Source organism: Burkholderia sp. CCA53 (genome assembly GCF_001685525.1).
In the GTDB taxonomy this organism is placed as follows: Bacteria; Pseudomonadota; Gammaproteobacteria; order Burkholderiales; family Burkholderiaceae; genus Burkholderia; species Burkholderia multivorans.
Window position 1 is genome coordinate 600,434 of record NZ_BDDJ01000002.1, and the last position, 22,954, is coordinate 623,387.

General features: G+C 69.1%; 23 protein-coding genes and 1 riboswitch. Of the genes, 6 read left to right on the plus strand and 17 right to left on the minus strand.

The annotated features are described in order from the left end of the window. Positions 1-311: 311 nt before the first annotated feature. From BCR55_RS19195 to BCR55_RS19225, 7 genes are all read right to left on the minus strand, one after another. On the minus strand, positions 312-893 hold the full coding sequence (locus BCR55_RS19195) for a DUF3501 family protein (RefSeq protein ID WP_065496666.1): 582 nt from the start codon (positions 891-893) through the stop codon (positions 312-314). Positions 894-917: 24 nt separating this feature from the next. Beyond that, positions 918-2,255: a heterodisulfide reductase-related iron-sulfur binding cluster gene (locus BCR55_RS19200; RefSeq protein WP_065495457.1), complete on the minus strand. Its 1,338-nt coding sequence runs from the start codon at positions 2,253-2,255 to the stop codon at positions 918-920. Between the two features lie 89 nt (positions 2,256-2,344). Then, the gene (locus BCR55_RS19205) at positions 2,345-2,767 is read right to left on the minus strand and encodes a rubrerythrin family protein (protein WP_006399380.1); all 423 of its coding nucleotides are present in this window, start codon (positions 2,765-2,767) and stop codon (positions 2,345-2,347) included. Positions 2,768-2,954: 187 nt separating this feature from the next. After that, positions 2,955-4,223, minus strand: coding sequence for an RNA polymerase sigma factor (locus tag BCR55_RS19210; protein ID WP_045593170.1), 1,269 nt, complete (start codon positions 4,221-4,223; stop codon positions 2,955-2,957). Then, positions 4,220-4,636: a VOC family protein gene (locus BCR55_RS19215; RefSeq protein ID WP_053297856.1), complete on the minus strand. Its 417-nt coding sequence runs from the start codon at positions 4,634-4,636 to the stop codon at positions 4,220-4,222. Before BCR55_RS19215 ends, BCR55_RS19210 begins: the two co-directional genes overlap by 4 nt. A 25-nt stretch (positions 4,637-4,661) precedes the next feature. Next, positions 4,662-5,084 (minus strand): YciI family protein, encoded by a 423-nt coding sequence (locus BCR55_RS19220; RefSeq protein ID WP_035488200.1) that lies wholly within the window; start codon positions 5,082-5,084, stop codon positions 4,662-4,664. 150 nt (positions 5,085-5,234) lie between these two features. Then, positions 5,235-5,588 (minus strand): YciI family protein, encoded by a 354-nt coding sequence (locus BCR55_RS19225; protein ID WP_006404189.1) that lies wholly within the window; start codon positions 5,586-5,588, stop codon positions 5,235-5,237. 93 nt (positions 5,589-5,681) lie between these two features. Between BCR55_RS19225 and BCR55_RS31230 the strand changes: the two genes are divergently transcribed. The 4 genes from BCR55_RS31230 (at position 5,682) to BCR55_RS19240 (ending at position 8,502) form a co-directional block, all read left to right on the plus strand. Then, on the plus strand, positions 5,682-6,185 hold the full coding sequence (locus BCR55_RS31230) for a hypothetical protein (protein WP_244104625.1): 504 nt from the start codon (positions 5,682-5,684) through the stop codon (positions 6,183-6,185). Positions 6,186-6,190: 5 nt separating this feature from the next. Continuing rightward, entirely contained in the window at positions 6,191-6,577 is a 387-nt protein-coding gene (locus BCR55_RS19230; RefSeq protein ID WP_065495459.1) for a YqjD family protein, read from the plus strand. A 52-nt stretch (positions 6,578-6,629) separates the two neighbouring features. After that, positions 6,630-7,214 carry a YSC84-related protein gene (locus BCR55_RS19235; RefSeq protein WP_006398036.1) on the plus strand — a complete coding sequence of 195 codons (585 nt, stop codon included), beginning with the start codon at positions 6,630-6,632 and terminating at the stop codon, positions 7,212-7,214. A 235-nt stretch (positions 7,215-7,449) separates the two neighbouring features. Then, complete coding sequence (locus BCR55_RS19240) at positions 7,450-8,502, plus strand: AI-2E family transporter (protein ID WP_006404191.1); 1,053 nt, start codon at positions 7,450-7,452, stop codon at positions 8,500-8,502. A 21-nt stretch (positions 8,503-8,523) separates the two neighbouring features. Here the strand turns inward: BCR55_RS19240 and BCR55_RS19245 are convergent, their stop codons facing one another. From BCR55_RS19245 to BCR55_RS19265, 5 genes are all read right to left on the minus strand, one after another. After that, positions 8,524-8,922 (minus strand): hypothetical protein, encoded by a 399-nt coding sequence (locus BCR55_RS19245; protein WP_249461022.1) that lies wholly within the window; start codon positions 8,920-8,922, stop codon positions 8,524-8,526. A 278-nt stretch (positions 8,923-9,200) separates the two neighbouring features. Next, a complete protein-coding gene (locus tag BCR55_RS19250; RefSeq protein ID WP_065495461.1) occupies positions 9,201-9,989 on the minus strand; it encodes an SDR family oxidoreductase in 789 nt (262 codons plus the stop codon). Positions 9,990-10,101: 112 nt separating this feature from the next. After that, positions 10,102-10,692, minus strand: coding sequence for a phosphatase PAP2 family protein (locus tag BCR55_RS19255; RefSeq protein ID WP_006409223.1), 591 nt, complete (start codon positions 10,690-10,692; stop codon positions 10,102-10,104). An 80-nt stretch (positions 10,693-10,772) separates the two neighbouring features. Then, positions 10,773-12,089, minus strand: a complete 1,317-nt coding sequence (locus tag BCR55_RS19260; RefSeq protein WP_065495463.1) for an Nramp family divalent metal transporter — start codon at positions 12,087-12,089, stop codon at positions 10,773-10,775. Beyond that, complete coding sequence (locus tag BCR55_RS19265; RefSeq protein ID WP_065495465.1) at positions 12,038-13,099, minus strand: helix-turn-helix domain-containing protein; 1,062 nt, start codon at positions 13,097-13,099, stop codon at positions 12,038-12,040. The genes BCR55_RS19260 and BCR55_RS19265 overlap by 52 nt, the downstream gene beginning before the upstream one ends. A gap of 415 nt (positions 13,100-13,514) precedes the next feature. Here BCR55_RS19265 and BCR55_RS19270 point away from each other — a divergent pair, with 415 nt between their 5' ends. Then, positions 13,515-13,916: an OsmC family protein gene (locus tag BCR55_RS19270; protein ID WP_006404199.1), complete on the plus strand. Its 402-nt coding sequence runs from the start codon at positions 13,515-13,517 to the stop codon at positions 13,914-13,916. Positions 13,917-14,009: 93 nt separating this feature from the next. On the opposite strand, the gene BCR55_RS19275 is transcribed toward BCR55_RS19270, so the two are convergent. Next, positions 14,010-14,891 carry a Dyp-type peroxidase gene (locus tag BCR55_RS19275; RefSeq protein WP_065495467.1) on the minus strand — a complete coding sequence of 294 codons (882 nt, stop codon included), beginning with the start codon at positions 14,889-14,891 and terminating at the stop codon, positions 14,010-14,012. Between the two features lie 444 nt (positions 14,892-15,335). On the opposite strand from BCR55_RS19275, the gene BCR55_RS19280 reads away from it, so the two are divergent. Beyond that, on the plus strand, positions 15,336-17,198 hold the full coding sequence (locus BCR55_RS19280; protein ID WP_045593508.1) for an ABC transporter ATP-binding protein: 1,863 nt from the start codon (positions 15,336-15,338) through the stop codon (positions 17,196-17,198). A 144-nt stretch (positions 17,199-17,342) separates the two neighbouring features. On the opposite strand, the gene BCR55_RS19285 is transcribed toward BCR55_RS19280, so the two are convergent. From BCR55_RS19285 to BCR55_RS19300, 4 genes are all read right to left on the minus strand, one after another. After that, positions 17,343-18,584, minus strand: a complete 1,242-nt coding sequence (locus BCR55_RS19285; RefSeq protein ID WP_065495469.1) for a voltage-gated chloride channel family protein — start codon at positions 18,582-18,584, stop codon at positions 17,343-17,345. Positions 18,585-18,661: 77 nt separating this feature from the next. After that, positions 18,662-18,768, minus strand: a riboswitch (Fluoride riboswitch). A gap of 70 nt (positions 18,769-18,838) precedes the next feature. Beyond that, positions 18,839-19,864, minus strand: coding sequence for a chemotaxis response regulator protein-glutamate methylesterase (locus tag BCR55_RS19290; protein WP_059940392.1), 1,026 nt, complete (start codon positions 19,862-19,864; stop codon positions 18,839-18,841). After that, on the minus strand, positions 19,861-22,161 hold the full coding sequence (locus BCR55_RS19295) for a hybrid sensor histidine kinase/response regulator (protein WP_065495472.1): 2,301 nt from the start codon (positions 22,159-22,161) through the stop codon (positions 19,861-19,863). Before BCR55_RS19295 ends, BCR55_RS19290 begins: the two co-directional genes overlap by 4 nt. Then, on the minus strand, positions 22,158-22,913 hold the full coding sequence (locus BCR55_RS19300; protein ID WP_065495473.1) for a chemotaxis protein CheW: 756 nt from the start codon (positions 22,911-22,913) through the stop codon (positions 22,158-22,160). The genes BCR55_RS19295 and BCR55_RS19300 overlap by 4 nt, the downstream gene beginning before the upstream one ends. Positions 22,914-22,954 lie beyond the last annotated feature (41 nt).

The following is a 22,954-nucleotide window of genomic DNA, read 5'->3' on the forward strand; positions in this document are numbered from 1 at the left end:
AGCGATGTTTATCGGCGCGGCCGCAAAGGCCCGCGGGACGGGGCTCTGCGGGATGTCGAAGCGCACGCCGCGACAGCGCTCGGCACGTGATCCGACCCTATCCGGTAACAAAATGGCTGCGTTTCCGTTGAAATCGGTAAATCCTGGATAAATACGTAACAAAACGCACGCGAATCGGTAAATCATTCGAATTGCCCGTGCGTCGATTATCCCGATGCACAATCTTTTAATTGTTTCTCTGCGAGCAATGAAAGCGACGTGACGCGGCACGCACGGTGTTTCCCTGCATGCAAGCGTGCGAGTGCGCGAGATCAGCGCAGATCGCCGACCAGCGACGCCGCCACGTCGCGATCGATCGGTTGCGCGGGCAACGTATAGGCGGGATGGTCGCAGCCGATCGACAGCGCCGCGCCGTCCTTCAGCGCGGCGCGCATCGGCGCGCTCAGTTCGAAGCGCACGAAATGCACGGCCGACGTCTTCTGCGCGTTGTCGCGTTCGAGATCCTCGTCGGCGATCGCATACACCGGCTCGTGCCCGTCGACCTGCACGTAAACGCGATCCTCGATCCCGATCAGCCGCGCGAGCGCCGCGCGCCGTTCGGCCTCGTGCTCGTACTCGATCTGCATCGTGGCCTTCAGGTTCGTGCCGTCCGGCACGAGCGGCAGATACGCTTCGAGTTCGCCTTCGATGCCCGCTTGGTCGAAGATCTTCTCGATGTGCAGCATCTCCTGGATCTGATAGCGGATCGTCGTCTCGTCCTCGAACAGGAAGCGCAGATGGTTGCCGAGCGACACCGCACGACGACGCTTGTAGGCGACGAGCCGTGCGTGTTCGGCCTTGCGGATCTTCGCGTACGCTTCGAGCGTCAGCAGGGAATCGCGGGTCAGCGTCATCGCCATGTCCTCGTTCGTCGTCGGTCAGATGCCGTATGCGCGTCGCAGCAGCGTCAGCGGATGCGCGAGCGGCGCCGCCCGCAGCCCCTTTTCGTCGATGCCCTGCGCGATGTGATGGCCGGCCAGCGCGCAGTCGGACGCGATCACGTCCGGCTGCGGTTCGGCCATCGCCGCAAACACCGGGCCGCCGATCCGCATCGCGTCCGCATGGAACGCCTTTTTCACGCCGAACGTGCCCGCGTGTCCCGAGCAGCGCTCGACCACCTTCACGCGCGTATCGGGCACGAGCGACAACGCGTCGGCCGTCTTGCGCCCGATGTTCTGCACGCGCGCGTGGCACGGCACGTGATACGACACGGTGCCGAGCGCCTGCGTGAAATCGGTCTTCAGCAGACCGTCGCGATGCCGCGCGATCAGGTATTCGAACGGATCCCAGAACGCGTCGGCGACGGCGCGCACTGCCGCGTCGTCGGGAAACATCAGCGGCAGCTCGCTCTTGTACATCAGCACGCAGCTCGGAATCGCGCCGAGCAGCGCGTAGCCGTCGCGCGCGTAGCGTTCGAGCACCGGCACGTTCGCTGCCTTCTTCGCGGCGACGCCGGCGAGATTGCCCTGTTCGAGCATCGGCATGCCGCAGCACGCTTCGCGCGTCACAAGTTCGTACGGGATGTCGTTGTGCGCGAGGATCGCGAGCAGGTCGTGGCCGATGCCCGGTTCGTTGAAGTTCACGTAGCAGGTCGCGTAGACCGCGACCTTGCCCGGCGTGCGTTCGCCGTCGCGCACCGGCGGTGCGGACGAGCGCGCGGCCCCGCGCCGGAACGTGCGCGGCGCGAACTCGGGCAGCCAGGCGCGGCGGTCGACGCCGAGCACCGCTTCGAGCGCGTGGCGCGCGGGCGGCGTGCGGTTCACCGCGTTCACCGTCTGCGTGACGACCGGGATGCCGGCGAGATGGCCGAGCGCGTCGGTGTTCGACAGCACCTTGTCGCGCAGTGCGACCTCGCCGCGCTTGTAGCGTGCGGCCTTCGCGCGCAGCATCAGATGCGGAAAGTCGACGTTCCATGCGTGCGGCGGCACGTAGGGACACTTCGTCATGTAGCAGAGATCGCACAGATAGCACTGATCGACAACGTTGCCGAACGCCTGCTTCGGCACTTCGTCGATGTCGCCGGACGGCGTGTCGTCGACGAGGTCGAACAGCGATGGAAACGCGCCGCACAGCGACACGCAGCGACGGCATCCGGCGCAGATGTCGAACACGCGCGTCATCTCCGCATCGATGGCGGCCTGGTCGTAGAACGCGTCGGACTGCCAGTCGAGCGGATGCCGCGTCGGCGCTTCGAGACTGCCTTCCTTGTGAGGCATGGGATGCTCCAGCGGCGCGCGCAGGCGCGCCAGCGCGGCCCGCGCGAGGCGGGCAGCGACGGACGAACGGTGGCGCGCGAGCGGCCGCGTCAGTCGACGAGGCCTTCCAGTGCCTTCGTGTAGCGGTTCGCGTGACTGCGCTCGGCCTTCGCGAGCGTCTCGAACCAGTTCGCGATCTCGTCGAAGCCTTCTTCGCGCGCGGTCTTCGCCATGCCCGGATACATGTCGGTGTATTCGTGCGTCTCGCCGGCGATCGCCGATTCGAGGTTCAGCCGCGACGATCCGAACGGCAGGCCGGTCGCCGGATCGCCGACGGTCTCCAGATATTCCAGGTGGCCGTGCGCGTGACCGGTCTCGCCTTCGGCGGTCGAGCGAAACAGCGCGGCGATGTCGTTCTGGCCTTCGACGTCGGCCTTCGACGCGAAATACAGATAGCGCCGGTTCGCCTGCGATTCGCCGGCAAACGCGGCCTTCAGGTTCTCTTCGGTTTTGCTGCCCTTGAGTTCAGCCATTTGCGCCTCCGTTCGAGTCGGCGCGGCCGCGTAAAAGACCGGGCCGATGAAGTATGTGGGGAGCGATGCATGCGTGCGCGGCACGTATCGTGCTCTTTAATCTAGGTGCTCGCGCGCGCTTCCCCCAATAGGCTTTTTCAATCCGGCCGATAGCGCGCGGGCGGCAGGCGAAAGCGCGCCGGCTGAATCACGCGTCGGTCGCGCGCTTGAGCAGCAGCTCCCTTTCGCGTTCGTTGCGCGTCAGCTCCGCCGCGCGGCGAAACTCGGCCTTCGCTTCGTCGGCGCGGCCGAGCTTCGCGAGCAGGTCGCCGCGCACGCTCGGCAGCCAGTGATAGCGCGCGAGCGCCGGATCGTCGCGCAGCGCGTCGACGAGTTCGAGCGCGGCGGCCGGCCCGAACGCCATGCCGACCGCGACCGCGCGATTCAATTCGACGACGGGCGACGGTGCGACTTCGGCGAGCGCATCGTACAGCGCGACGATCTGCGCCCAGTCGGTGTCGGCCGCACGGCGCGCGCGCGCGTGGCACGCGGCCAGCGCCGCCTGCAGGGCGTAAGGCCCGCGCACGCCGCCGAGCTTCGTCGCGCGCTCGAGCGCCGCGAGCCCGCGCCGGATCAAGAGCGGATCCCAGCGGCTGCGATCCTGATCGAGCAGCAGCACGGGCCTGCCCTGCGCATCGGTGCGCGCATGCATCCGCGACGCCTGCAGTTCCATCAGCGCGACGAGCCCGAGCACTTCGCTTTCGTTCGGCGCGAGCCCGGCCAGCACGCGGCCGAGCCGCAGCGCCTCGTCGCAGAGCGCCGGGCGCATCCAGTCGTCGCCGGCCGTCGCCGCATAGCCTTCGTTGAAGATCAGATAGATCACTTCGAGCACCGACGCGAGCCGCGCAGGTCGCGCGTCGGCGGCCGGCACCTCGAAGGGCACGCGCGCGGCCGCGAGCGTGCGCTTCGCCCGCACGATCCGCTGTGCGATGGTCGGCTCCGGCGTCAGGAATGCGCGCGCGATCTCGCCCGTCGTCAGGCCGCCGAGCAGCCGCAGCGTCAGCGCGACGCGCGCATCGGTCGACAGCACCGGATGGCACGCCGTGAAGATCAGTCGCAGCAGATCGTCGCCGATGTCGTCGTCGCGCGCGTCGGCAAGCGCATCGGCGATGTCCGGCACCACGTGCGCTTCGAGCGCGTCGAGCTCGTGGCCGAGCTGGCTGCGCTTCGCGGCATGCAGCGCTTCCTGCCGGACCCGATCGAGCGCGCGCCGCTTCACGGCCGTCATCAGCCACGCGGCCGGATTGTCGGGCACGCCGTCGACCGGCCAGTGCTCGAGCGCGGCGACGAGCGTGTCCTGCGCAAGCTCCTCGGCCACGCCGACGTCGCGTACCACGCGCGCGGCCCGCGCGATGATCTTCGGCGCCTCGATGCGCCACACGGCTTCGATGGCACGATGCGTCGCGTCATGCGTCACGATGCCTCCGCCGCGGCATGCGCGCCCGGTTCGACATGGATCAGCCCCCACGCGTGGCCGTCCGGATCGGTGAACGCATGGCCATACATGCCGGGATACTCGTCCGGCGCGTCCGGCACGGTGCCGCCGGCCGCGCGCGCGGCGGCCACCACGCGATCGACCTCGTCGCGGCTCTCGCACGACAGGCACGGCAGGATCTGCACGTGCGTCGCCGGTTCGACGATCGTCTTGTCGGTGAAGGTCTGGAAGAACGGCCGCACGAGCAGCATCGCGAAGATCGCGGCGCCGATCCGCAGGCAGGCGGCCTGCTCGGTCGTGTAGGCCGGCTCGATCGCGAAGCCGAGCGCCTGATAGAAGGTCTGCGCGCGCGGCAGGTCGGTCACGGGCAGATTCACGAAGATCGCGTTGTGCATGGCGCTCGCTCCGGTGACGATAGCGTCAGACTGCGTGGCCGAGGCCGGTCTGGATGTCGCGGAACCGCTCGACCGCGTCGCTCGGCGTCAGGTCGTCGAGTTCCAGGAGCGGACGCACCTCGATCTCCGCATCCATCTCGGCGCCGAACGGTGCCGGGAAGCGGCGCGTCCATTCGAGCGCTTCTTCGCGCGAACGCACCTGGATCAGCGTGTAGCCGGCGATCAGTTCCTTCGTTTCCGCGAACGGCCCGTCGATCACCGTGCCCTTGCCGCGCGTGTAGCGCACGCGCCAGCCCTGGGCGCTGGGCTGCAGGCCCGTCGCGTCGAGCAGCACGCCCGCTTTCGCGAGTTCCTCGTGATAGACCGTCATCGCCTCGACCAGCCGGTCGTCCGGCAACGCACCGGACTCGCTGACCGCATTCGCCCGCACCATGATCATGAATCGCATCGCTCGCTCCTTGTCGTCGGTGGAAAACGGCATCGATTCATCGACGCCTTGTCCGAACGACGAACGGCCCGCGACCGGATCGACGCGCGGCGCATCGCATCAGGGTAAATACCTAGTCAAACGACGGGCAGGCGCCGACGCGGCGCGGCCTCACAGAAAACACGGACCGACCGCGCGGACCTCGACCGTGCACCATTGCGCGGCCGGGCACGCGCGAGCGATGTCGAGCGCTTCGTCGCGCGTCTCGACGTCGACGAGGAAAAAGCCGCCGACCATCTCCTTCGCCTCGGCGAACGGGCCGTCGACGATGCGCGTCTCGCCGTCGCGTACCTGCACGCGCGTGCCGCGCTCCGAGCGCTCGAGCGATTCGACCGCGCGCAGCACGCCGCGCGCTTTCAGCGATTCGGCGAAATCGACCATCCGCGCGTAAAGCGCCTGCCCTTCCTCGAGCGTGCGTTCGGCACGCTGATCGGTCGGTTCGACGATCAACAGCATGTACGACATGAGTGTGTCTCCTTGTGCAAATGCGCTGCATCGCGGCGCGCCGCCGCGCGGCGATGCGGCCGATGCGGGCCGGCGCGCGGGCGGGATTCCGGATTGTCGTACCGACAGGCGCCGCTGTCACGCGCGCAAGAACGCGCCGGCATCCGATTGCGCGCGCAATCGGTGCTCGATTACAACACCATGCGCGTCGCGCGCATTCCGCGCCTGCCGCGCGGCCACCGTGCGCAGCGGCATACCGCCCGCCGCGCCCCGTCCCGTGCGGCTCGCGCGCAGGCGGGCGCGAGCGGGCACGGATGCTGCTCCAGTTCAAGAGGCGCATGGTGCAATTGCATCAACATAAGCCATGCAACGGCACTATTTACCGGACACGTCGCCGACGCGATATTTACCGCACTTTCGTTCGCACGGCCGTCACGCACGTTGCCCGGTTCGAACCGCGCATTTTTTATCGGCCGCGCGGCCGCGTGCGGCGGGCGACCGGGCCGTCGGGCGAACGAATCGAAACGGGTTTCGAAACTTGATTCGGTTATCGGAATCACATTCGTTGTTGCGATTCGCCTTATCGTCAAACTTTTTGCGTGGACCAAAGGAGGATAAACACCATGGCGCTCACCGACTCGATCGAACACAAGCTCGACCGCGGCTTGTCCGAAGTCCGGCGCACGGGCCGGCGCGTGGGCCGCACGACGCGTTCCGCCGCCCGCGATCTGCAGGCGGACGTGCAGGACGATCTGCGCGGGCTGGTCGACGAACTCGAAGATCTGCTGAAGAACGACGGCGACGGCGATATCGCCGCGCTGCGCAAGCGCGTGCAGGCACGCCTCGACGAAGCGCGCAGCACGGTCGACTACGCGTCGGGCACCGCAGCCGCGCGACTGCGCGATTCGGCCGAACGCGTGTCGCAGGTCGTGCACGAGAACCCGTGGCAGACCGCGGGCGTCGTCGCCGGCCTCGCGTTCGTTGCGGGCCTGCTCCTTGCCCGCCGTTGAACGGGGCCGGCCGCCCCGCCCGTCCTCAACCAGACAACGAAGGAGAACCGCCATGCAGAAATCCCTCGCCATGAAAGCCGCCGCCGCCGTGATGCTCGGCAGTCTCGCACTCGCCGGCTGCACGACCACGCCGAACAAGTCCGACACCGCCTCGACGAGCGCATCGAAGCGCGAATCGATCGACGCGAGCGTCAACGCGACGCTGTCGCGCCTGTATTCGACCGTACCGGGTTCGCGCGACCTGGTCGCCAAGGCGCGCGGCGTGCTCGTGTTCCCGAACGTGCTGCAGGCCGGCTTCATCGTCGGCGGCCAGTCCGGCAACGGCGCACTGCGCGTCGGCGGCAGCACCGTCGGCTACTACAACACGTCGTCGCTGTCGGTCGGCCTGCAGGCCGGCGCGCAGTCGAAGGCGATCGTGTTCCTGTTCATGACGCAGCAGGCGCTCGACGAGTTCCGCAACTCGGACGGCTGGTCGGCCGGCGCCGGCGCATCGGTCGCGCTCGTGAAGACGGGGGCGAACGGCGCCGTCGACACGAACACGGCCACCGCGCCGGTTCAGGTCATCGTGCTGACCAACGCCGGCCTGATGGGCGACGTGTCGGTCAACGGCACGAAGGTCACGCGCCTGCACATCTAAGCTGCGCACGGCGCGGCTCGCGCCGCGCCGCGCTCCTACCACCGCAACGCCGCGGCCTCGGCCGCGGCGTTTTCGTGTCGGCCGCGACAGCGGCTATGATGGCGGCACTTTTTACGGGATACTCCCGAACGGGCCGCCCTGCGCGCTCGTCCGCGAATCCACGACGTTCGCGAGCCGATCGCACGCCGGGTCACGCGATTCACTACAACGAAGCATCAATCTGCACATGTCACCCATGGATAGCGGACACGATCATCAAAAATTCTTCTATTTCCTGCTGTTCGCCGTCACCGTCGGACTATGCTGGGTCCTCGCGCCGTTCTTCGGCGCGGTGTTCTGGGGCACCATTCTCGCGATCCTGTTCCAGCCCGTGCAGCGCTGGCTCGCGGCGCGCTTCGGCAAGCGCCGCAATCTGGCCGCGCTGCTGACGCTGACGCTGATCATCCTGATCGTGATCCTGCCGCTCGTGTTCGTCACCGCGACGCTCGTGCAGGAAATCGCCTACGTGTACCAGGAGCTGAAGGACGCGCAGCCGAATTATTCGAAGTACTTCCAGGACGTCATCCACGCGCTGCCGACGTCGATCCAGCATCTGCTCGCGAAATACGGGCTCACCAACATCCCCGGCATCCAGAAGAAGCTGACCGACGGCGCCGCGGCGATCAGCCAGTTCGCGGCGGCCCAGGCGCTGAGCATCGGGCAGAACACGTTCCAGTTCATCGTCAGCTTCGGCGTGATGCTCTACATGGTGTTCTTCCTGCTGCGCGACGGCGGCGAGATCGGGCGTCGCGTGCGCCGCGCGCTGCCGCTCGACGAAGAACACAAGAACCTGCTGCTCGCGAAGTTCACGACCGTGGTGCGCGCAACCGTCAAGGGCAACATCGCGGTCGCGCTCGTGCAGGGCATTCTCGGCGGATTGATCTTCTGGATCCTCGGGATTCAGGGCGTCGTGCTGTGGGGCGCGCTGATGGCGTTCCTGTCGCTGCTGCCAGCGATCGGCGCGAGCCTCGTGTGGGTGCCGGCCGCGCTCTACTTCCTCGCGACCGGCGCGGTCTGGAAGTGCGTGATCCTCGTCGCGTTCTGCGTCGGCGTGATCGGCCTCGTCGACAACCTGCTGCGCCCGATCCTCGTCGGCAAGGACACGAAAATGCCCGACTGGGTCGTGCTGATCTCGACGCTCGGCGGGATGGCGCTGTTCGGCATCAACGGCTTCGTGATCGGGCCGCTCGTCGCCGCGCTATTCATGGCGAGCTGGGACATCTACGCGCGCGCCGAACAGGAAGCGTGACGGGTGCAGGCAGGCCGCGCGTCACGGATGCGCGATCCGGACGATCACCGGCACGGGCCTGCCAGCATCGTCCGGCACCGCGATCGTCAACGTCCCGCCGTGCGGGCCGACACGCTGCATGCCGCGCTCGACGGGCACCGCGCGACTGCCGCCCGCCTCGCGCCACACCGCATGCACGCGCGAACGCGCGGGCTCGCCAAGCGGCGCGCCGTCCGCGCCGATCAGCGTCAGCTGCGCGCCGGGCAGCCGCCGGCCCTGCGCATCGACACGCAGCGTGGCCGCGGTGCGCTGGCTGTCGACCGTCGCCACCGGCGCGCGATCCAGCGTCACGTCGTAGCGGTCGACCAGCGCGCCGGTGAAGCGCACGATGCCGCCCGGCGCCGTTGCCGGGGCGGCCGCGGCATTCGCGATCGTCAGCACGGCGCCCAACGCAGCGAATGCCGCCTGCCACACTGAGGCGCCGCCGCACCTCGTCAATCGGCCCCTCGCCGCGCGCGCATGCCACCTGCCGTTCGTCCGCATGTCGTCCCTCCTTCTGCCGTGCGCCGAAATAAAAACGGCGTGACGAATGCGTCACGCCGCGTCGTTTTCCGGTCATCACTTTAGACAGGCGAACCCGAAAGAGATATAGGACGATTCCTAAATCGATGCGCGCTTAGCGGGACTTTTGCCCATTCCGCCGCGCAGTACCGGGCGCGTCAGACCGCGCACATCCCGCCGTCGAGCACGAGTTCGGCGGCCGTCATGAAACGGCTCTCGTCGGATGCGAGATAGACGGCCGCATGCGCGATGTCGTCCGGTTCGCCGAGCCGGCGCAACGGAATGCCGCGCGCGAGCCGGCGCGTCGCATCGCGCTCGCCGAGCGTGCGGAACAGCGGCTCCATGATGCCTGTGCGGATGAACGCCGGATGAATCGAATTGCAGCGCACGTCGAGTTCGCGCCGCGCGCAGTCGATCGCGATCGACTTCGTCAGCGACGCGACCGCCGCCTTCGACGCGTTGTACGCGGTGAAATCCGGTTCGACCTTGAACGCGGCGACCGACGAGATGTTGACGATCGACGCCGGGCGGCTCGCGCTCAGATACGGCAGCGCATGCTTGCAGCCGAGCACGATGCTTTCGACGTTTACGGCCATCACGCGCCGCCATTCGTCGAGTTCGATCTGCGCGGGCGCGGCGATCGAGCCGACGCCCGCGTTGTTGACGAGCACCGACAGCGCGCCCATCGCGTCGTTGGCCTGCGCCAGCAGTGTCTGCCAGCGCGCTTCGTCGCGCACGTCCTGCTCGGCGGCGAACGCGACCGGCGTCGCATGGCCCGCATTCAGTTCCGCTGCGAACGCGTCGAGCGCCGCGCGGTCGGCGACGTCGGTCAGGAATACACGCGCGCCCTGCTCGACCATCCGGCGCGCGATCGCGCGGCCGAGGCCGCCCGCGGCACCGGTGATGTACGCACACTTGCCGGCGAGACGCGGCGCAACGGCTGTCATGATGGGAACGGCTCCTGTCGTGAAGTGTCGTCGCGAATCGATGCCGCGACGCGCAGCGTGTCGTGGCGGCCGGGCCGCGGATCGCCGCCCGGCGCGCCACGCGAGTGGATGGTCAGGACCGGCCGGCCTGCGCCGGATGCACGAACGCGCAGAGTTGCGGCGAGTGCGTATCGATCATCTGCTGGAACGGCACGCGATGGCCGTAGGCGATACCGGACACCAGCAGCAGACACACGGCCGCAGCGCCCGGCGAGAACGACCGCTTCGGCGCGCGCACGTAGGCGCGCACGAACACGATCGCGACGAGCGCACCGAGCAGCCAGCCGGCGATCACTTCGGGAACGGTATGCGAATCGTCGAACACGCGTGCGACGGCCGTGACCGCACCGATCGCGAGGCCCGCCGCGACGCCCGGCGCGCTGCCGGGCCGGAACGCGTGCCACAGCATGGCGAGGGCCACGGTCCAGACCGACGTCGACAGCATCGTATGGCCGCTGATCATCCGGAAATCGAACGCCGGCAGCGCGACGCCGCAGCCCGCATAGAGGATCTTCGTCGCACCGACGAGCGCCATGCCGGCCGCGAGCAGCGCGATCCAGCGCACCGCGAGCCGCCAGTTCGACACGGCGAGCCACCCCGCGCACGTGAGCGCGATCGGCAAGGTCAACGCGGCATCGCCTATGTTGCTGATTTGACTCCACATATTGCATTCGCACGACGGCTGAAAGCGCGCAGTTTAACGCATGCGCGCGAGGCGTCTGTGTCAGCGTGTGTCAGGCTGTATCAGCCCGCGACACCGCTGATCAGCAGCAGATTCGTTCCGGTGATCGCCGCGAACAGCACCCATGCGAGCGCCTGCATGCCGCGGCCGATCGTGTGCTCGCCCATTGTCGCGCGATCGCTGACCGAACGGATCAGCGGCCACATCGCGAACGGCAGCTGCAGGCTCAGCAGCACCTGGCTCCATACGAGCAGTCGGCCGACCGAATGTTCGCCAAGCCACAATACGCCGAACAGCGCGGGCACCAGCGCGAGCCCGCGAGTGATCAGCCGGCGCTGGTAGCACGGAATCTTCATGTGCAGGAAGCCGTCCATGATGACCTGGCCGGCGATCGTGCCCGTCAGCGTCGAGCTCTGGCCCGATGCGAGCAGCGCGATGCCGAACAGCAGCGCGGCCGCGCCGCCCGCGATCGGCGTAATCAGGCTGTACGCCTGCTCGATGTCGGTCACGTGCGTCTGGCCCGTCGCATGGAACGCGGCGGCCGCGACGATCAGGATCGCCGCGTTCACGAGCATCGCGACGAACAGCGACACGCAGGTGTCGATGCGCACCAGCGCGAGCGTGTCGCGGATCGTGCCGCGCGCGCCGCCGATCACGCGCCGCGTCTGCACGACCGACGAATGCAGATAGAGGTTGTGCGGCATGATCGTCGCGCCGACGATGCCGAGCGCGAGCACGACCGCGTCGTGGCGGTCGTGGCCCGGCGCGCCCGGTACGAGGCCGGCGGCGACGGCGCGCCAGTCGGGCGGCGTGATCGCGACCTGCGCGACGAAGCAGAACGCCATCGTCGCGATCAGCGCCAGCACGATCGCCTCGATCTGGCGAACGCCCTTGCCCTGCAGACCGAGCACGATCACCGTGTCGAGCGCGGTCAGCACGATGCCCCACGCAAGCGGCACGCCGAGCAGCAGCTTGAACGCGAGCGCGCAGCCCAGCACTTCGGCGATGTCGCAGGCGATGATCGAGACCTCGGCCGTCAGCCACTGCACGACGCGTCCGAACGGTCCGTAACGGTCGTAGCTCGCCTGCGCGAGATCGCGGCCGGCGACGAGGCCGAGCCGCGCGGCGAGCATCTGCAGGAAGATCGCGGAGACGCTCGACAGCGCGACGACCCACAGCAGCGCATAGCCGAACTGCGAGCCGGCCTGGATGTCGGTCGCCCAGTTGCCGGGGTCCATGTAGCCGATCGCGACGAGCAGGCCCGGTCCGAAGAAACGCTTGAGCTTCAGCCAGCGCGACGCGCCGGCCTCGATCGTGATGCTGCCCTTTACTTCCGACGGGCAGAACGGCGCAGTAGCGGTGGTGGGGAGGAAGCGCATGGAAACCGGGGCTCGAAATCGCGATACGGCGATTTTACGGATATCCGGCCCGTTTTTTCGTGCGCGTCGTCGCGCACGATCCGATGCGGCGGCGGCACGCCGTTCACGCGCGCGTTCTCGGGCGCCGGCAAGGCGGCGCCGTTCGCGAGCATCCGTTCGCGTTCGGCGACGCGAAATTCCGTCGGCGACATCAGCATGCGCTGACGAAACAGCTTCGCGAGACGCTCGCCGCTGCCGAAGCCCGTGCGGCGCGCGACCTTGTCGGCCGGCAGCATCGTATGAACGAGCATGTGACACGCCCGCTCGAGGCGCACGTGCTGCACGAACTCGGTCGGCGTCACGCCGATCTCCTTCTTGAAGCGCCGCAGGAAATTGCGCTCGCTCATCGCGGCCGCGCGCGCGATCTGCGCAATCGACACGCGCTCGACGCTCTGCACGCGCAGCCGCTGCGCCGACATCCGGATCGGCGGGCTCGCGCTCAGTTCGCGAAACGCCCACATCGACTGCACATAGCGCTGCTCGACGGGGCGCAGCAGGTTCGACGCGATTTCCTCGGCTACGCTATCGCCCAGGTCGGCGCGAAACATGTCGAGCGCGGCCGTGAACACGGCGGTGTCCGCTTGCTGCAGCTCGGCCGCACCCGATACCGCATGCGGCGCCTCCTGCGCATGCGAAGCCGACCCATTGCGCCGCGTCGGCACGGACGCCGCCGCGAGTGCGGGCAGGTCCATCGCATCGACGATCCATCGCGCGTGCCGACGGATCTCGCTCAGGCGCCGGTGCAATGCCTCATCGCGACGCACGCTCGCCCGCTCGCCGTGCAGATGAAAGAACGCGATCGCCCGACGGGCATGCTCGTCGCCGAGCGGATCGACGGCGATCCGCACGCCCGACGACGACGTCACGAGCCCGCCGCTTTCCGATACGTACTTCGGCTGATAATCCGCACCGAACGCATGCAGGCGATTGGCCAGATTGAACGCCTCGCCGAGCCGCGCGGCCTGCGCCAACGAAAATCCCGCGCTCAAATAGATAACGACCCACCGCTGATCTGCTGCATCTGCTGCGTCCACGTGCCAAGCCCCCGACTCGTTCCGACTTCTTGTAATCCCGTCGAACTGTCCGGCTTATAGTGGTTTTGAATGCTGGCGACAGGACGGTTATCTCAATTTATGAAGCGACGGCATCTTAGCCGAACGCGTCGCCGCTTGCGCGCGAGTTGGCCGACACGGACAGCATGATGGCGGATTACTACAGGGCACGGCACGCGGCCGGTATGCCGCTGCTGAATCGTCTACGGCGCGTCGCCTGCACGTGTCTCGCACGGGGTGCGCCGCGCGCTACGCGCACGATCGCCGCAGCGGCGGTATGCTGGCGGCTCGCACGCCGCGCCGCGGCGCGCGCCATCGCTACCGGAGATTCATCATGTCGCTGATCCACGCCGCCGCCACGCTCGATGCCGACGCGCCCGACTATGTCGTTCGCGTGCAGGCCGGTTCGCATGCGCTGACCGGCGACGAAGGCGAACGCGAAGGCGGCCGCAACGTCGGGCCCGCGCCGTACGAGTTCGTCCTCGCGGGCCTCGCGCAATGCACGGCCGCAACGCTGCGCATGTACATGCAGCGCAAGCAGTGGCCGGCCGTGCGGATCGACGTGCATACCGAGCTGCACGCCGATCGCGAAGGCCTGCAGTACGTGCGCCGCACCGTTGCGCTCGACGGCACGCTCGACGACGCGCAGCGCCAGCGTCTCGCGGAAATCTGCGAGAAGACGCCGGTCACGCTGTTCATCAAGCGCGGTACGCGGATCGAGACGACGTTGCGCTGAAGCCGCGTCGTCCGGCGCATCGCGCGTCCACAACGAAACGGGCGGGTCGCACGTCGTGCGCACCCGCCCGTTCGCTTGCGCGCCGCAGCGCGCTCACAGCCCGAACGCCGACAGATCGAGCTTGCCGTCCTTCATCGGCGGACACCAGAAATACGCGCCCGTCAGCGGCCGCGTGAAACGGAACAGCCCGTCGACGATGCCGTCGTCCGCGCCGCTCATCCGGCGCATCTGCACGTCGAACGCCCGGAACGAATGGCCGAACGCGACGAAGTACAGGCCGGCACGGCGCGCGTCCGACCACGGCGACGAGCGGCGCAGCATGAACGCCTCGGGCTCGAAGCTCTCCTGCGCGGTGCGCTTCACGTGCGCGAACGCGGGCGCGTCGTCGAGTTCCTCGTTGTCCGAGCGGCGGCGGCCGACAATGTGGTCCATGTCGTGCGGCGCGATGCGCTCCATCCGGTCGAAGTCGTGCAGCCACTGCTGAACGGCGACGAAGCTGCCGCCGTCGAGCCCCGCGCCCTGCCCGCTCACGATCGCGGCGGCACGTGCGGCGTCGCCGACCGGATTCTCCGTGCCGTCCTCGTAGCCGGACAGATCGCGGTCGTTCGAATAGCGGAATCCGTCCACCGCGTCCTGCAGCACGAACGCGGGCGCGAGCGCACGCTCGATCGCGCGCGAACGCAGCACGAGATCGCCGCGATCGTCGCCGCGCAGCCATACCCAGATGTCGGCCGGCGTCGCGGGCAGCGTGCGGTCGTTCACCGCGAACGCCGGATAGTCGGTCAGCCCCGGAATCGGACGGCCGATGTACGCAGCGAGCGATTGCCCGAACCCGACCACCGTGTCGCGTCCGTCGACGCATTCGCGCAGCGCGGCAAGCGCCGCCGCGACGTTGCCGTCGTTCGAATTCGTGAAGGTCAGGTATCGGGCCGCCGTATCGATCGGAGCCAGGATGCCGTGCTGAACGTCGCTCATCGTTTCCTCGGAATGAATCGGGGTGAATCCGGGCGGACCGCGCCGCGTTGGCGCAGCGCGCCGCGCGATCCGCTGAAGCAGGGACAAAACCCCGAATATTAACCGTATCGACGTCGCAACAGCCGATTCGTCGGACGTTGCGACGGATCGGACAACGCTGATAGAATCGCGTTACGTCTTTTCGGCGTCCTTTCAACCGTTCACTTCAGGGAGGTGCAGATGTTCCGAATGCCAGCCGCCTTCCCGAACGTGGTCTCACGGCACCGCTGATTCAGCGCGCCGTCCGCGCCGGCTCCCGGATGTTTCGCTAGTCCGCCTGCCCGCGCACTGTCCCGACAGCCCCGTTTTCCGTTTCGCCGCGCGATGCACGCGGTTCCGGCTGTTGCGTTTTCGACGTTCTCCGAACCGGAAAGTCCCGTCGCGCGATGCGCCGGGCAACAATACATGACCAGAAAAACCACCCATCTGGGCGGCCACGCATTCCGGGCCGTCTTCGGCTTCACTTTCCGCTATTGGCGCCGGCAGCCGGCGCGCATCGCCGTCGTCGCGTCGTTCGCGCTGCTCGCCGCGCTCGCCGACGTGCTCACGCCGCTGTTCGCCGGCCGGCTCGTCGACGCGCTGTCGGCCGGCCTCGCCGACCGCGCGGCCGCCTGGCATGCGGCGCTCGTCGCGTTCGGCACGCTCGCCGCGCTCGGCATCGGCGCGACGCTGCTGCGCCAGGGCGTCTATCTGAACATCATCACGCTGACGCTGAAGATGATGAGCGAGATCGCCGCCGCGTCGTTCCATCGCGTGCAGCGCTTCTCGACCGACTGGCACGCGAACAGCTTCGCCGGCTCGACCGTGCGCAAGATCACGCGCGGCATCTGGGCGCTCGACCTGCTGAACGACACCGTGCTGATCGCGCTGCTGCCGTCGGTGACGATGCTCGTCGGCGCGACCGTGCTGCTCGGCACGCACTGGCCGGTGATGGGGCTCGTCGTCGGCGCGGGTTCGCTGCTGTACATCACGGTGACGGTCGCCGTGTCGCTCGGCATCGTCGCGCCGGCGGCGCGGCTCGGCAACCTCTGGGACACGCGGATGGGCGGTGCGCTCGCCGATGCGGTCAGCTGCAACGCCGTCGTCAAGGCGTTCGGCGCGGAAACGCGCGAGGAAGCGCGGCTCGCGCGCGTGATCGGCAAGTGGCGGCAGCGCACGCGCCGCACGTGGGTGCGCGGCACGCTGAACGGCGGGCTGCAGGGCGCGATGCTCGTCGCGATGCAGGCCGCGATGATCGGCGTCGCGCTGCGGCTGTGGGCGAACGACGAAGCGAGCGTCGGCGACATCGCGTTCGCGCTGACGATGTTCTTCATGCTGCAGGGCTATCTGCGCGATGTCGGCATGCATATCCGCAACCTGCAGCGGTCGGTCAACGACATGGAAGAGCTCGTCGCGCTCGAACGTCAGCCGCTCGGCATCGAGGATCGGCCGAACGCGCCCGCGATCCGCATCGGCGAAGGCGAGATCCGCTTCGAGCACGTGACGTTCCGCTACGACAATCATCCGGAGCCGCTGTACGACGACTTCTCGATGCGCATCGCGCCGGGCGAGCGCGTGGGCCTCGTCGGCCATTCGGGATCGGGCAAGACCACGTTCATCAAGCTGATCCAGCGGCTCTATGACGTGTCGGGCGGACGCATCGTGATCGACGGACAGGACATCGCGCAGGTGCGCCAGGATTCGCTGCGCAGCCAGATCGCGATCGTCCAGCAGGAGCCGGTGCTGTTTCACCGCACGCTCGCGGAGAACATCGCGTATGCGCGTCCCGACGCGAGCCGCGCCGATATCGAGCGCGCGGCGCGGCTGGCCAGCGCGCACGATTTCATCGCCGCGCTGCCGGACGGCTACGACACGCTCGTCGGCGAACGTGGCATCAAGCTGTCGGGCGGCGAGCGTCAGCGCGTCGCGATCGCGCGCGCGTTCCTCGCCGACGCGCCGATCCTGATTCTCGACGAAGCGACGTCGAGCCTCGACAGCGAAAGCGAAGTGCTGATCCAGCAGGCGATGGAGCGGCTGATGGTCGGCCGCACGACGCTCGTCGTCGCGCACCGGCTGTCGACCGTGCGCGCGCTCGACCGGCTGCTCGTACTCGATCGCGGCAAGGTGATCGAGGAAGGCAGCCACGACGCGCTGATCCGCATCGACGGCGGCGTCTACCGTCGGCTGTTCGAACGGCAGGCGCTCGAGCTCGCGAAGGGGCTGGCCGATCCGCCGCGGCGCGTCGCCGACGACAAAGCCGGACCGCTCGGCCAACGGGCGACTGCGTGATGGAATGCGCGATGCGACGCGGGGAAACCGTGTCGCATCGCATCACGTCGCGTCGTGTCGTGTCGTGTCGTGTCGTGTCGCGACGCGCTGCATCGCGTCGAATCGCGTCGGACCGCAGGCGGGGCCGCGCCCCGCCGCGCCACGTCACTCCTGTCCCGCCTGCGCCCCCTTCCCGACCGCGACGCGCTGCGCGCGATAGATGCCCGCATGCCCGGAAAACAGATACGCGACGACACAGGCGACGATCGCATACACGCCGATATCCGCGCCGAACAGTTCGATCGCCATGATCGTCGACGCGATCGGCGTATTCGCCGCGCCCGCGAACACCGCGACGAAGCCGAGCGCCGCGAGCACCGGCACCGGGAGCGCAAGCACGTGCCCGAGCGCGTTGCCGAGCGTCGCGCCGATATAGAACAGCGGCGTCACTTCGCCGCCCTTGAAGCCCGACGCGAGCGTGACGACGGTAAACGCGAACTTGCCCGCGAAGTCGTACACGGGCAGCGGGCCGCGAAACGCGGCCTCGATCGTCGGAATGCCGAGCCCGAGATACTGCGGCACGTTCAGCGCGGTCGCGGCGGCCGCCACCAGCACGCCGCCCAGCACCGGCTGCAGCGGCGCATAGCGGATCGCGCGCCGGAAGCCGGCCGCGAGCGCATGCGTCGCATGGGCGAACAGCCGCCCGACCGCGCCGAACGCGATGCCGGCCAGGACGGTCGCAGCGAGCCCGGCCGCCGAGACGGCCGGCACGAACGGCACCGCATAGACGGTGTGATGCACGCCCCACGCGCGGCACACGACGTCCGCGACGATCGCCGACGCGACGCAGGCGAGCAGCGCGTCGTAGCGCAGCCGGCCGATCGCGAGCACTTCGAGCCCGAACACCGCGCCCGCGAGCGGCGTGCCGAACACCGATGAAAAGCCGGCCGCGATCCCGCCCATCAGCAGCACGCGCCGATGCTCGCGATCGAGCCGAAACGCGTGCGTGACGCGATCGGCCAGCGCGCCGCCCATCTGCACGGCGGTGCCCTCGCGGCCGGCGGAGCCGCCGAACAGATGCGTGACGACGGTCGCGGCGAGCACGAGCGGCGCCATCCGCTTCGGCACGAGCGCCTTCGGATCGTGAATCTCGTCGATCAGCAGATTGTTGCCACGCGCCACCGGCTGGCCGAAGCGATGGTAGACCCAGCCGGTCGCGAAGCCGGCCGCGGGCAATCCCCAGAGCAGCCACGGATGCGCGACGCGCGTACCGGTCGCCCAGTCGAGCGCGACCAGGAACAGGGCGGAAGCCGACCCGGCGAGCGCACCGAGCAGGACCGACAGCGCGAGCCAGCGGCAGACGTAGCGCACCGTCGCGAAAAAATCGGCAGAAGTCGAGAAAAACATGGTTTCCAGATTCGACAGGACATCAAACCCGGGCGGCAGAACACCGCGTGGACGGCCTGCGACCTCCTGACACCCAGGAACACGCAGGCATCATCAGCCGGACGAACCGGCGGTTGAGCAGCGGATCGGCGCGCACGATGCGCGGAAAACCGCCGCACGGAGGCATGCCATCTCCGCAAGGCGGCCATTGTACGCGACGCCGTCCCGCGCACGCAACGCGCTGCGCGCGCGGCGACCGCGTCGCGCGGCCCGCCTCACGGACGCGCGGCGCGGCGCGCGACGCGCGCGATCAGCTGCGGCGCAATGCGGTCGAGCGGCAGGATCGCCGATGCCGCGCCGATCGCGGCAGCCGCCTTCGGCATCCCGTACACGGCGCTCGTCGCTTCGTCCTGCGCGATCGTATAGCAGCCCTTCGCGCGCATCGCCTTGAGCCCGAGCGCACCGTCGCGGCCCATGCCGGTCAGCAGCACGCCGAGCGCGTCGCCGCGCCAGCACTCGGCGACGCTGTCGAAGAACACGTCGATCGACGGCCGATACGGCGTCTCGGCCGGTTCGCGCGTGTAGCCGAGCACCCCGCGCGACGACAGACACAGATGATCGTTGGTCGCCGCGAGCAGCACCTCGCCGGCGCGCGGCGTACAGCCGTGCCGCGCGACGCGCACCGGCAGCCGCGTGTGGCCGTCGAGCCATTCGGCCATGCCGAGCGCGAACGCCTGGTCGACGTGCTGGACGATCACGATCGCGGCCGGGAAATCGGCGGGCAGCATCCGCAGCAGCGTGGCGAGCGCGGTCGGGCCGCCGGCCGACGCGCCGATCGCGACGAGCGTCGGCTGACGCTGCGCGCTCACCGGCGGCCGGAGCGGCACGAACGCCGGTGCGCGGCTGTCGAGCAGCCGGCCGATCTGGTCGATCTTCGCGAGCAGCGGCTGCGGCGGCGCATCGGCCGAGAGCCCGAGCGCGAGCGTCGGCGTGTCGACGGCGTCGAGCGCGCCCGCGCCCATCGCCTCGTAGACCGACGACGTATTCGCGCTGACGCTCGCGGTGACGATCAGGATCGCGCATGGCGCACGCGCCATGATGGCGCGCGTCGCGGCGACGCCGTCGAGCCGCGGCATCACGAGATCCATCAGCACGAGATCGGGCGGGTGCGCGACACAGAAATCGACGGCCTCGTCGCCGTCCGCCGCGACCCACAGCACGCGATGATCGGGCCGCTGCGCGAGCACGCGGCGCAGTGCCTCGACCGCGAGCGGCAGATCGTTGACGATGCCGATGTTCATCCGCGCGCATCCCCGATCAGGTCGTGCACCGCGTCGAGCAGCGCCTCGTCGTGGAAGCTGCTCTTCGCGAGGTAGTAGTCGGCGCCGGCGTCGAGCCCGCGACGACGATCCTCGTCGCGGTCCTTGTACGACACGATCATGACCGGCACGCGCTGCAGCAGCGGATCGTTCTTGATCAGCGTGACGAGCTCGATGCCGTCCATCCGCGGCATGTCGACGTCGGTCACGACGAGATCGAACGCTTCGCCGCGCACCGCGTTCCAGCCGTCCATTCCGTCGACGGCGACGGTCACGTCGTAGCCGCGCTTCTCGAGCAGCTTGCGCTCGAGTTCGCGCACGGTCAGCGAATCGTCGACGACCAGCACGCGGCGGCGGCGATCCGCGTACGCGAGCTGCGGATCGCGCGTGAGCTTCGCAAGCTGCCCGCCGCGCACGAGCTTGTCGACCGAGCGAATCAGATCCTCGACGTCGACGATCAGCACCGGATCGCCGTTCTCGAGCAGCGCGCCGGCCGCGATGTTCTGGATCTTGTGCAGGCGGCTGTCGAGCGGCTGCACGACCAGCATGCGCTCGCCGAGGAAGCGGTCGACCGCGACGCCGTACAGCTCCGGCTCGCCGCCGATCACGACGACCGCCGTGCTCGCGCGCGACGCGTCAGGCTCGCCCGCATCGAGCAGCTGATGCGCGGCGACGAGCCCCGCGCGCCGGCCGTCGAACGGGAAATGCGGCTGCCCTTCGAGCACGTCGATGTCCTCGTGCGCGAGTTCGAGCGTGCGCCGCACGTGTGCGAGCGGGAATGCGTACGGTTCGCCGCCGACCTCGACCAGCAGGCTGCGGATCACCGACAGCGTGAGCGGCAGCTGTAGCACGAAGCGCATCCCCGCGCCCGGCTCGTTGAAGATGCGCACCGCGCCGCGCACGCTGCGCACCATTTCCTGCACGGCGTCGAGGCCGACGCCGCGGCCCGACACGTCGGTCACCGCGTCGCGCATCGAAAAGCCGGGCAGCAGCAGAAATTCGAGCAGCTCGGGGTCGGACAGCCGCGCGGCCGTCTCGTCGTCGGTCAGATGCTGGCGCACGATGGCCGCGCGCAGCGCGTCCATGTCGACGCCCGGGCCGTCGTCGATCACGCTGACGAGCAGCGACCCCGCGCTATGGCGCGCCTCGAGCGTGACGCTCGCCTCGGCCGGCTTGCCGCGCGCGCGCCGCACCTCGGGCGACTCGACGCCGTGGTCGATCGCATTGCGCAGCAGATGGCCGAGCGGCGCGTCGAGCAGGTCGAGGATGTCGCGGTCGACCTGCGTGGCTTCGCCGACGATCGAGAACCGCACCTGCTTGCCGAGAGAGCGTGCGAGATCGCGGACGATGCGCGGATACGCGCGCGTCGCGTCGCCGAACGGCCGCATCCGGCACTGCAGCGCCTCGTCGTACAGCTGCTCCGCGATGTGCGTGCTGCGTCGCTCGAAGCGGTCGAACTCGTCCATCCGCTCGGCGAACGAACGCTGCAGATCGTTCAGCATGTGCCGCACTTCGTTCATCGACGCGAGCACGCCCGCGTCGAGCTCGTCCGCGAACTGCTCGTACACGAGGTCCAGCGCGCGCGCGGCATCGCGCTGCGCGCGCTTCACGCGCAGCATCGACTCGGCGAACGGCTTGAGCCAACGCGATTCGACGAGCGACTCGCCCGACAGGCTCAGCAGCCGGTTCAGCGTATCGGCGCGCACGCGGCGCATCGCACCGGCGCCGGCCGTGCGGTTCGCCTGCGCGGGCTCGGCCGCCGCGCGCGGCACGCCCGGCGGCGGCACCGCGATCGACGCGCCGGCCGGCTCGTTCGCGGCCGCGTCGTGCTCGCGCGACGCGACGACGGGCGGCGTCGGCGCCGCGGCGGGCATCCGCATCGTGTGCGCGCCGTCGGCGCCGGCCAGCGCTGCCGCGAATGCGTCGATCTCGGCGGGCGACACGGGCGCCGCATGCGGATCGCCGACGCGCACGAGCAGATCGACGCCGGCCAGCAGCACGTCGACGTGCGCGGCGCTCAGCGTGATCGTGCCGGCCTGCGCGGCGACGAAGCACTCTTCCATCCGTCCCGCGATGTCGACGCCGAGCGGCACGCCGACGATACGCGCGGCGCCCTTCAGCGAATGCGCGGCGCGCATGCAGGCCTCGAGCGCGGCCGCGTCGGGCTCGCCGGCCTCGAGCGCGAGCAGGCGTTCGGACAGCGCCTGCGTTTGCGTGCGCGTTTCCTCGCGATAGAGTTCGAGCAGCGACAGGTGGCTCAGATCGTCGTCGTTGCTCATCGCATGCTCCGCGTGACGGCGTCGAACAGCCGATCGTCGTCGAGCAGGCCGACGGACTTGCCGCGCCACGACAGCACGCCGCGCGACAGGCCCGCGCTCGCGCGGCCGACCGTCGCCGGTACGGGCACCCAGTCCGATGCGCCGAAGCGCAGCACGCCTTCGACTTCGTCGACCGGGAAGACGACCGGCTCGCCGTGATGCGCCGCGACGAGCAGCCGCGTAAAGCGACCATCGGTGCGGCCATCGGTTCGGCCATCGGTTCGGCCATCGGTACGCCCATCGCCGCGGCCGCGCTCGGCGCCGCCGGCATCGAGGCCGAGCAGCGCGCCGATCGAGATCGCGATGCGCAGCGTGCCGCGAACGTTCACGACGCCGCGCACGGCCGGATGACGGCGGTGCGGCAGCGAATGGATCGGCCGCGTGCCGGCGATCTCGCGCAGCACGCGAATCGGCAGCGCGAGCCATTCGTCGGCGACGCGAAACGCGAGCGCCGCGTCGCGCGTGTCCGCGCCGTCGCGCGGCGGATGCGCGACATCGGACGCGCGCATGCGCTGCGCGGCTTCGGCCATCTCCGCGCGGCCGAGCGGACGCTCGAGCAGTTTCGCCGCGTGATACGCGTAGACCGGACAGTTCAGGCAGCGCAGGCAGTCGGCGAGCCGCTCGCACGAGCGATCGCCGAGCGTGCCGATCCGGTTCCAGCAATCGTCGACGTCGATCGTCGTGTCGTCAGTGGCAGCGGCGTCGCGGTTCATGGTTTCCCCTGGTCATCGGGTATCGGTCTCCGAACCCGTAT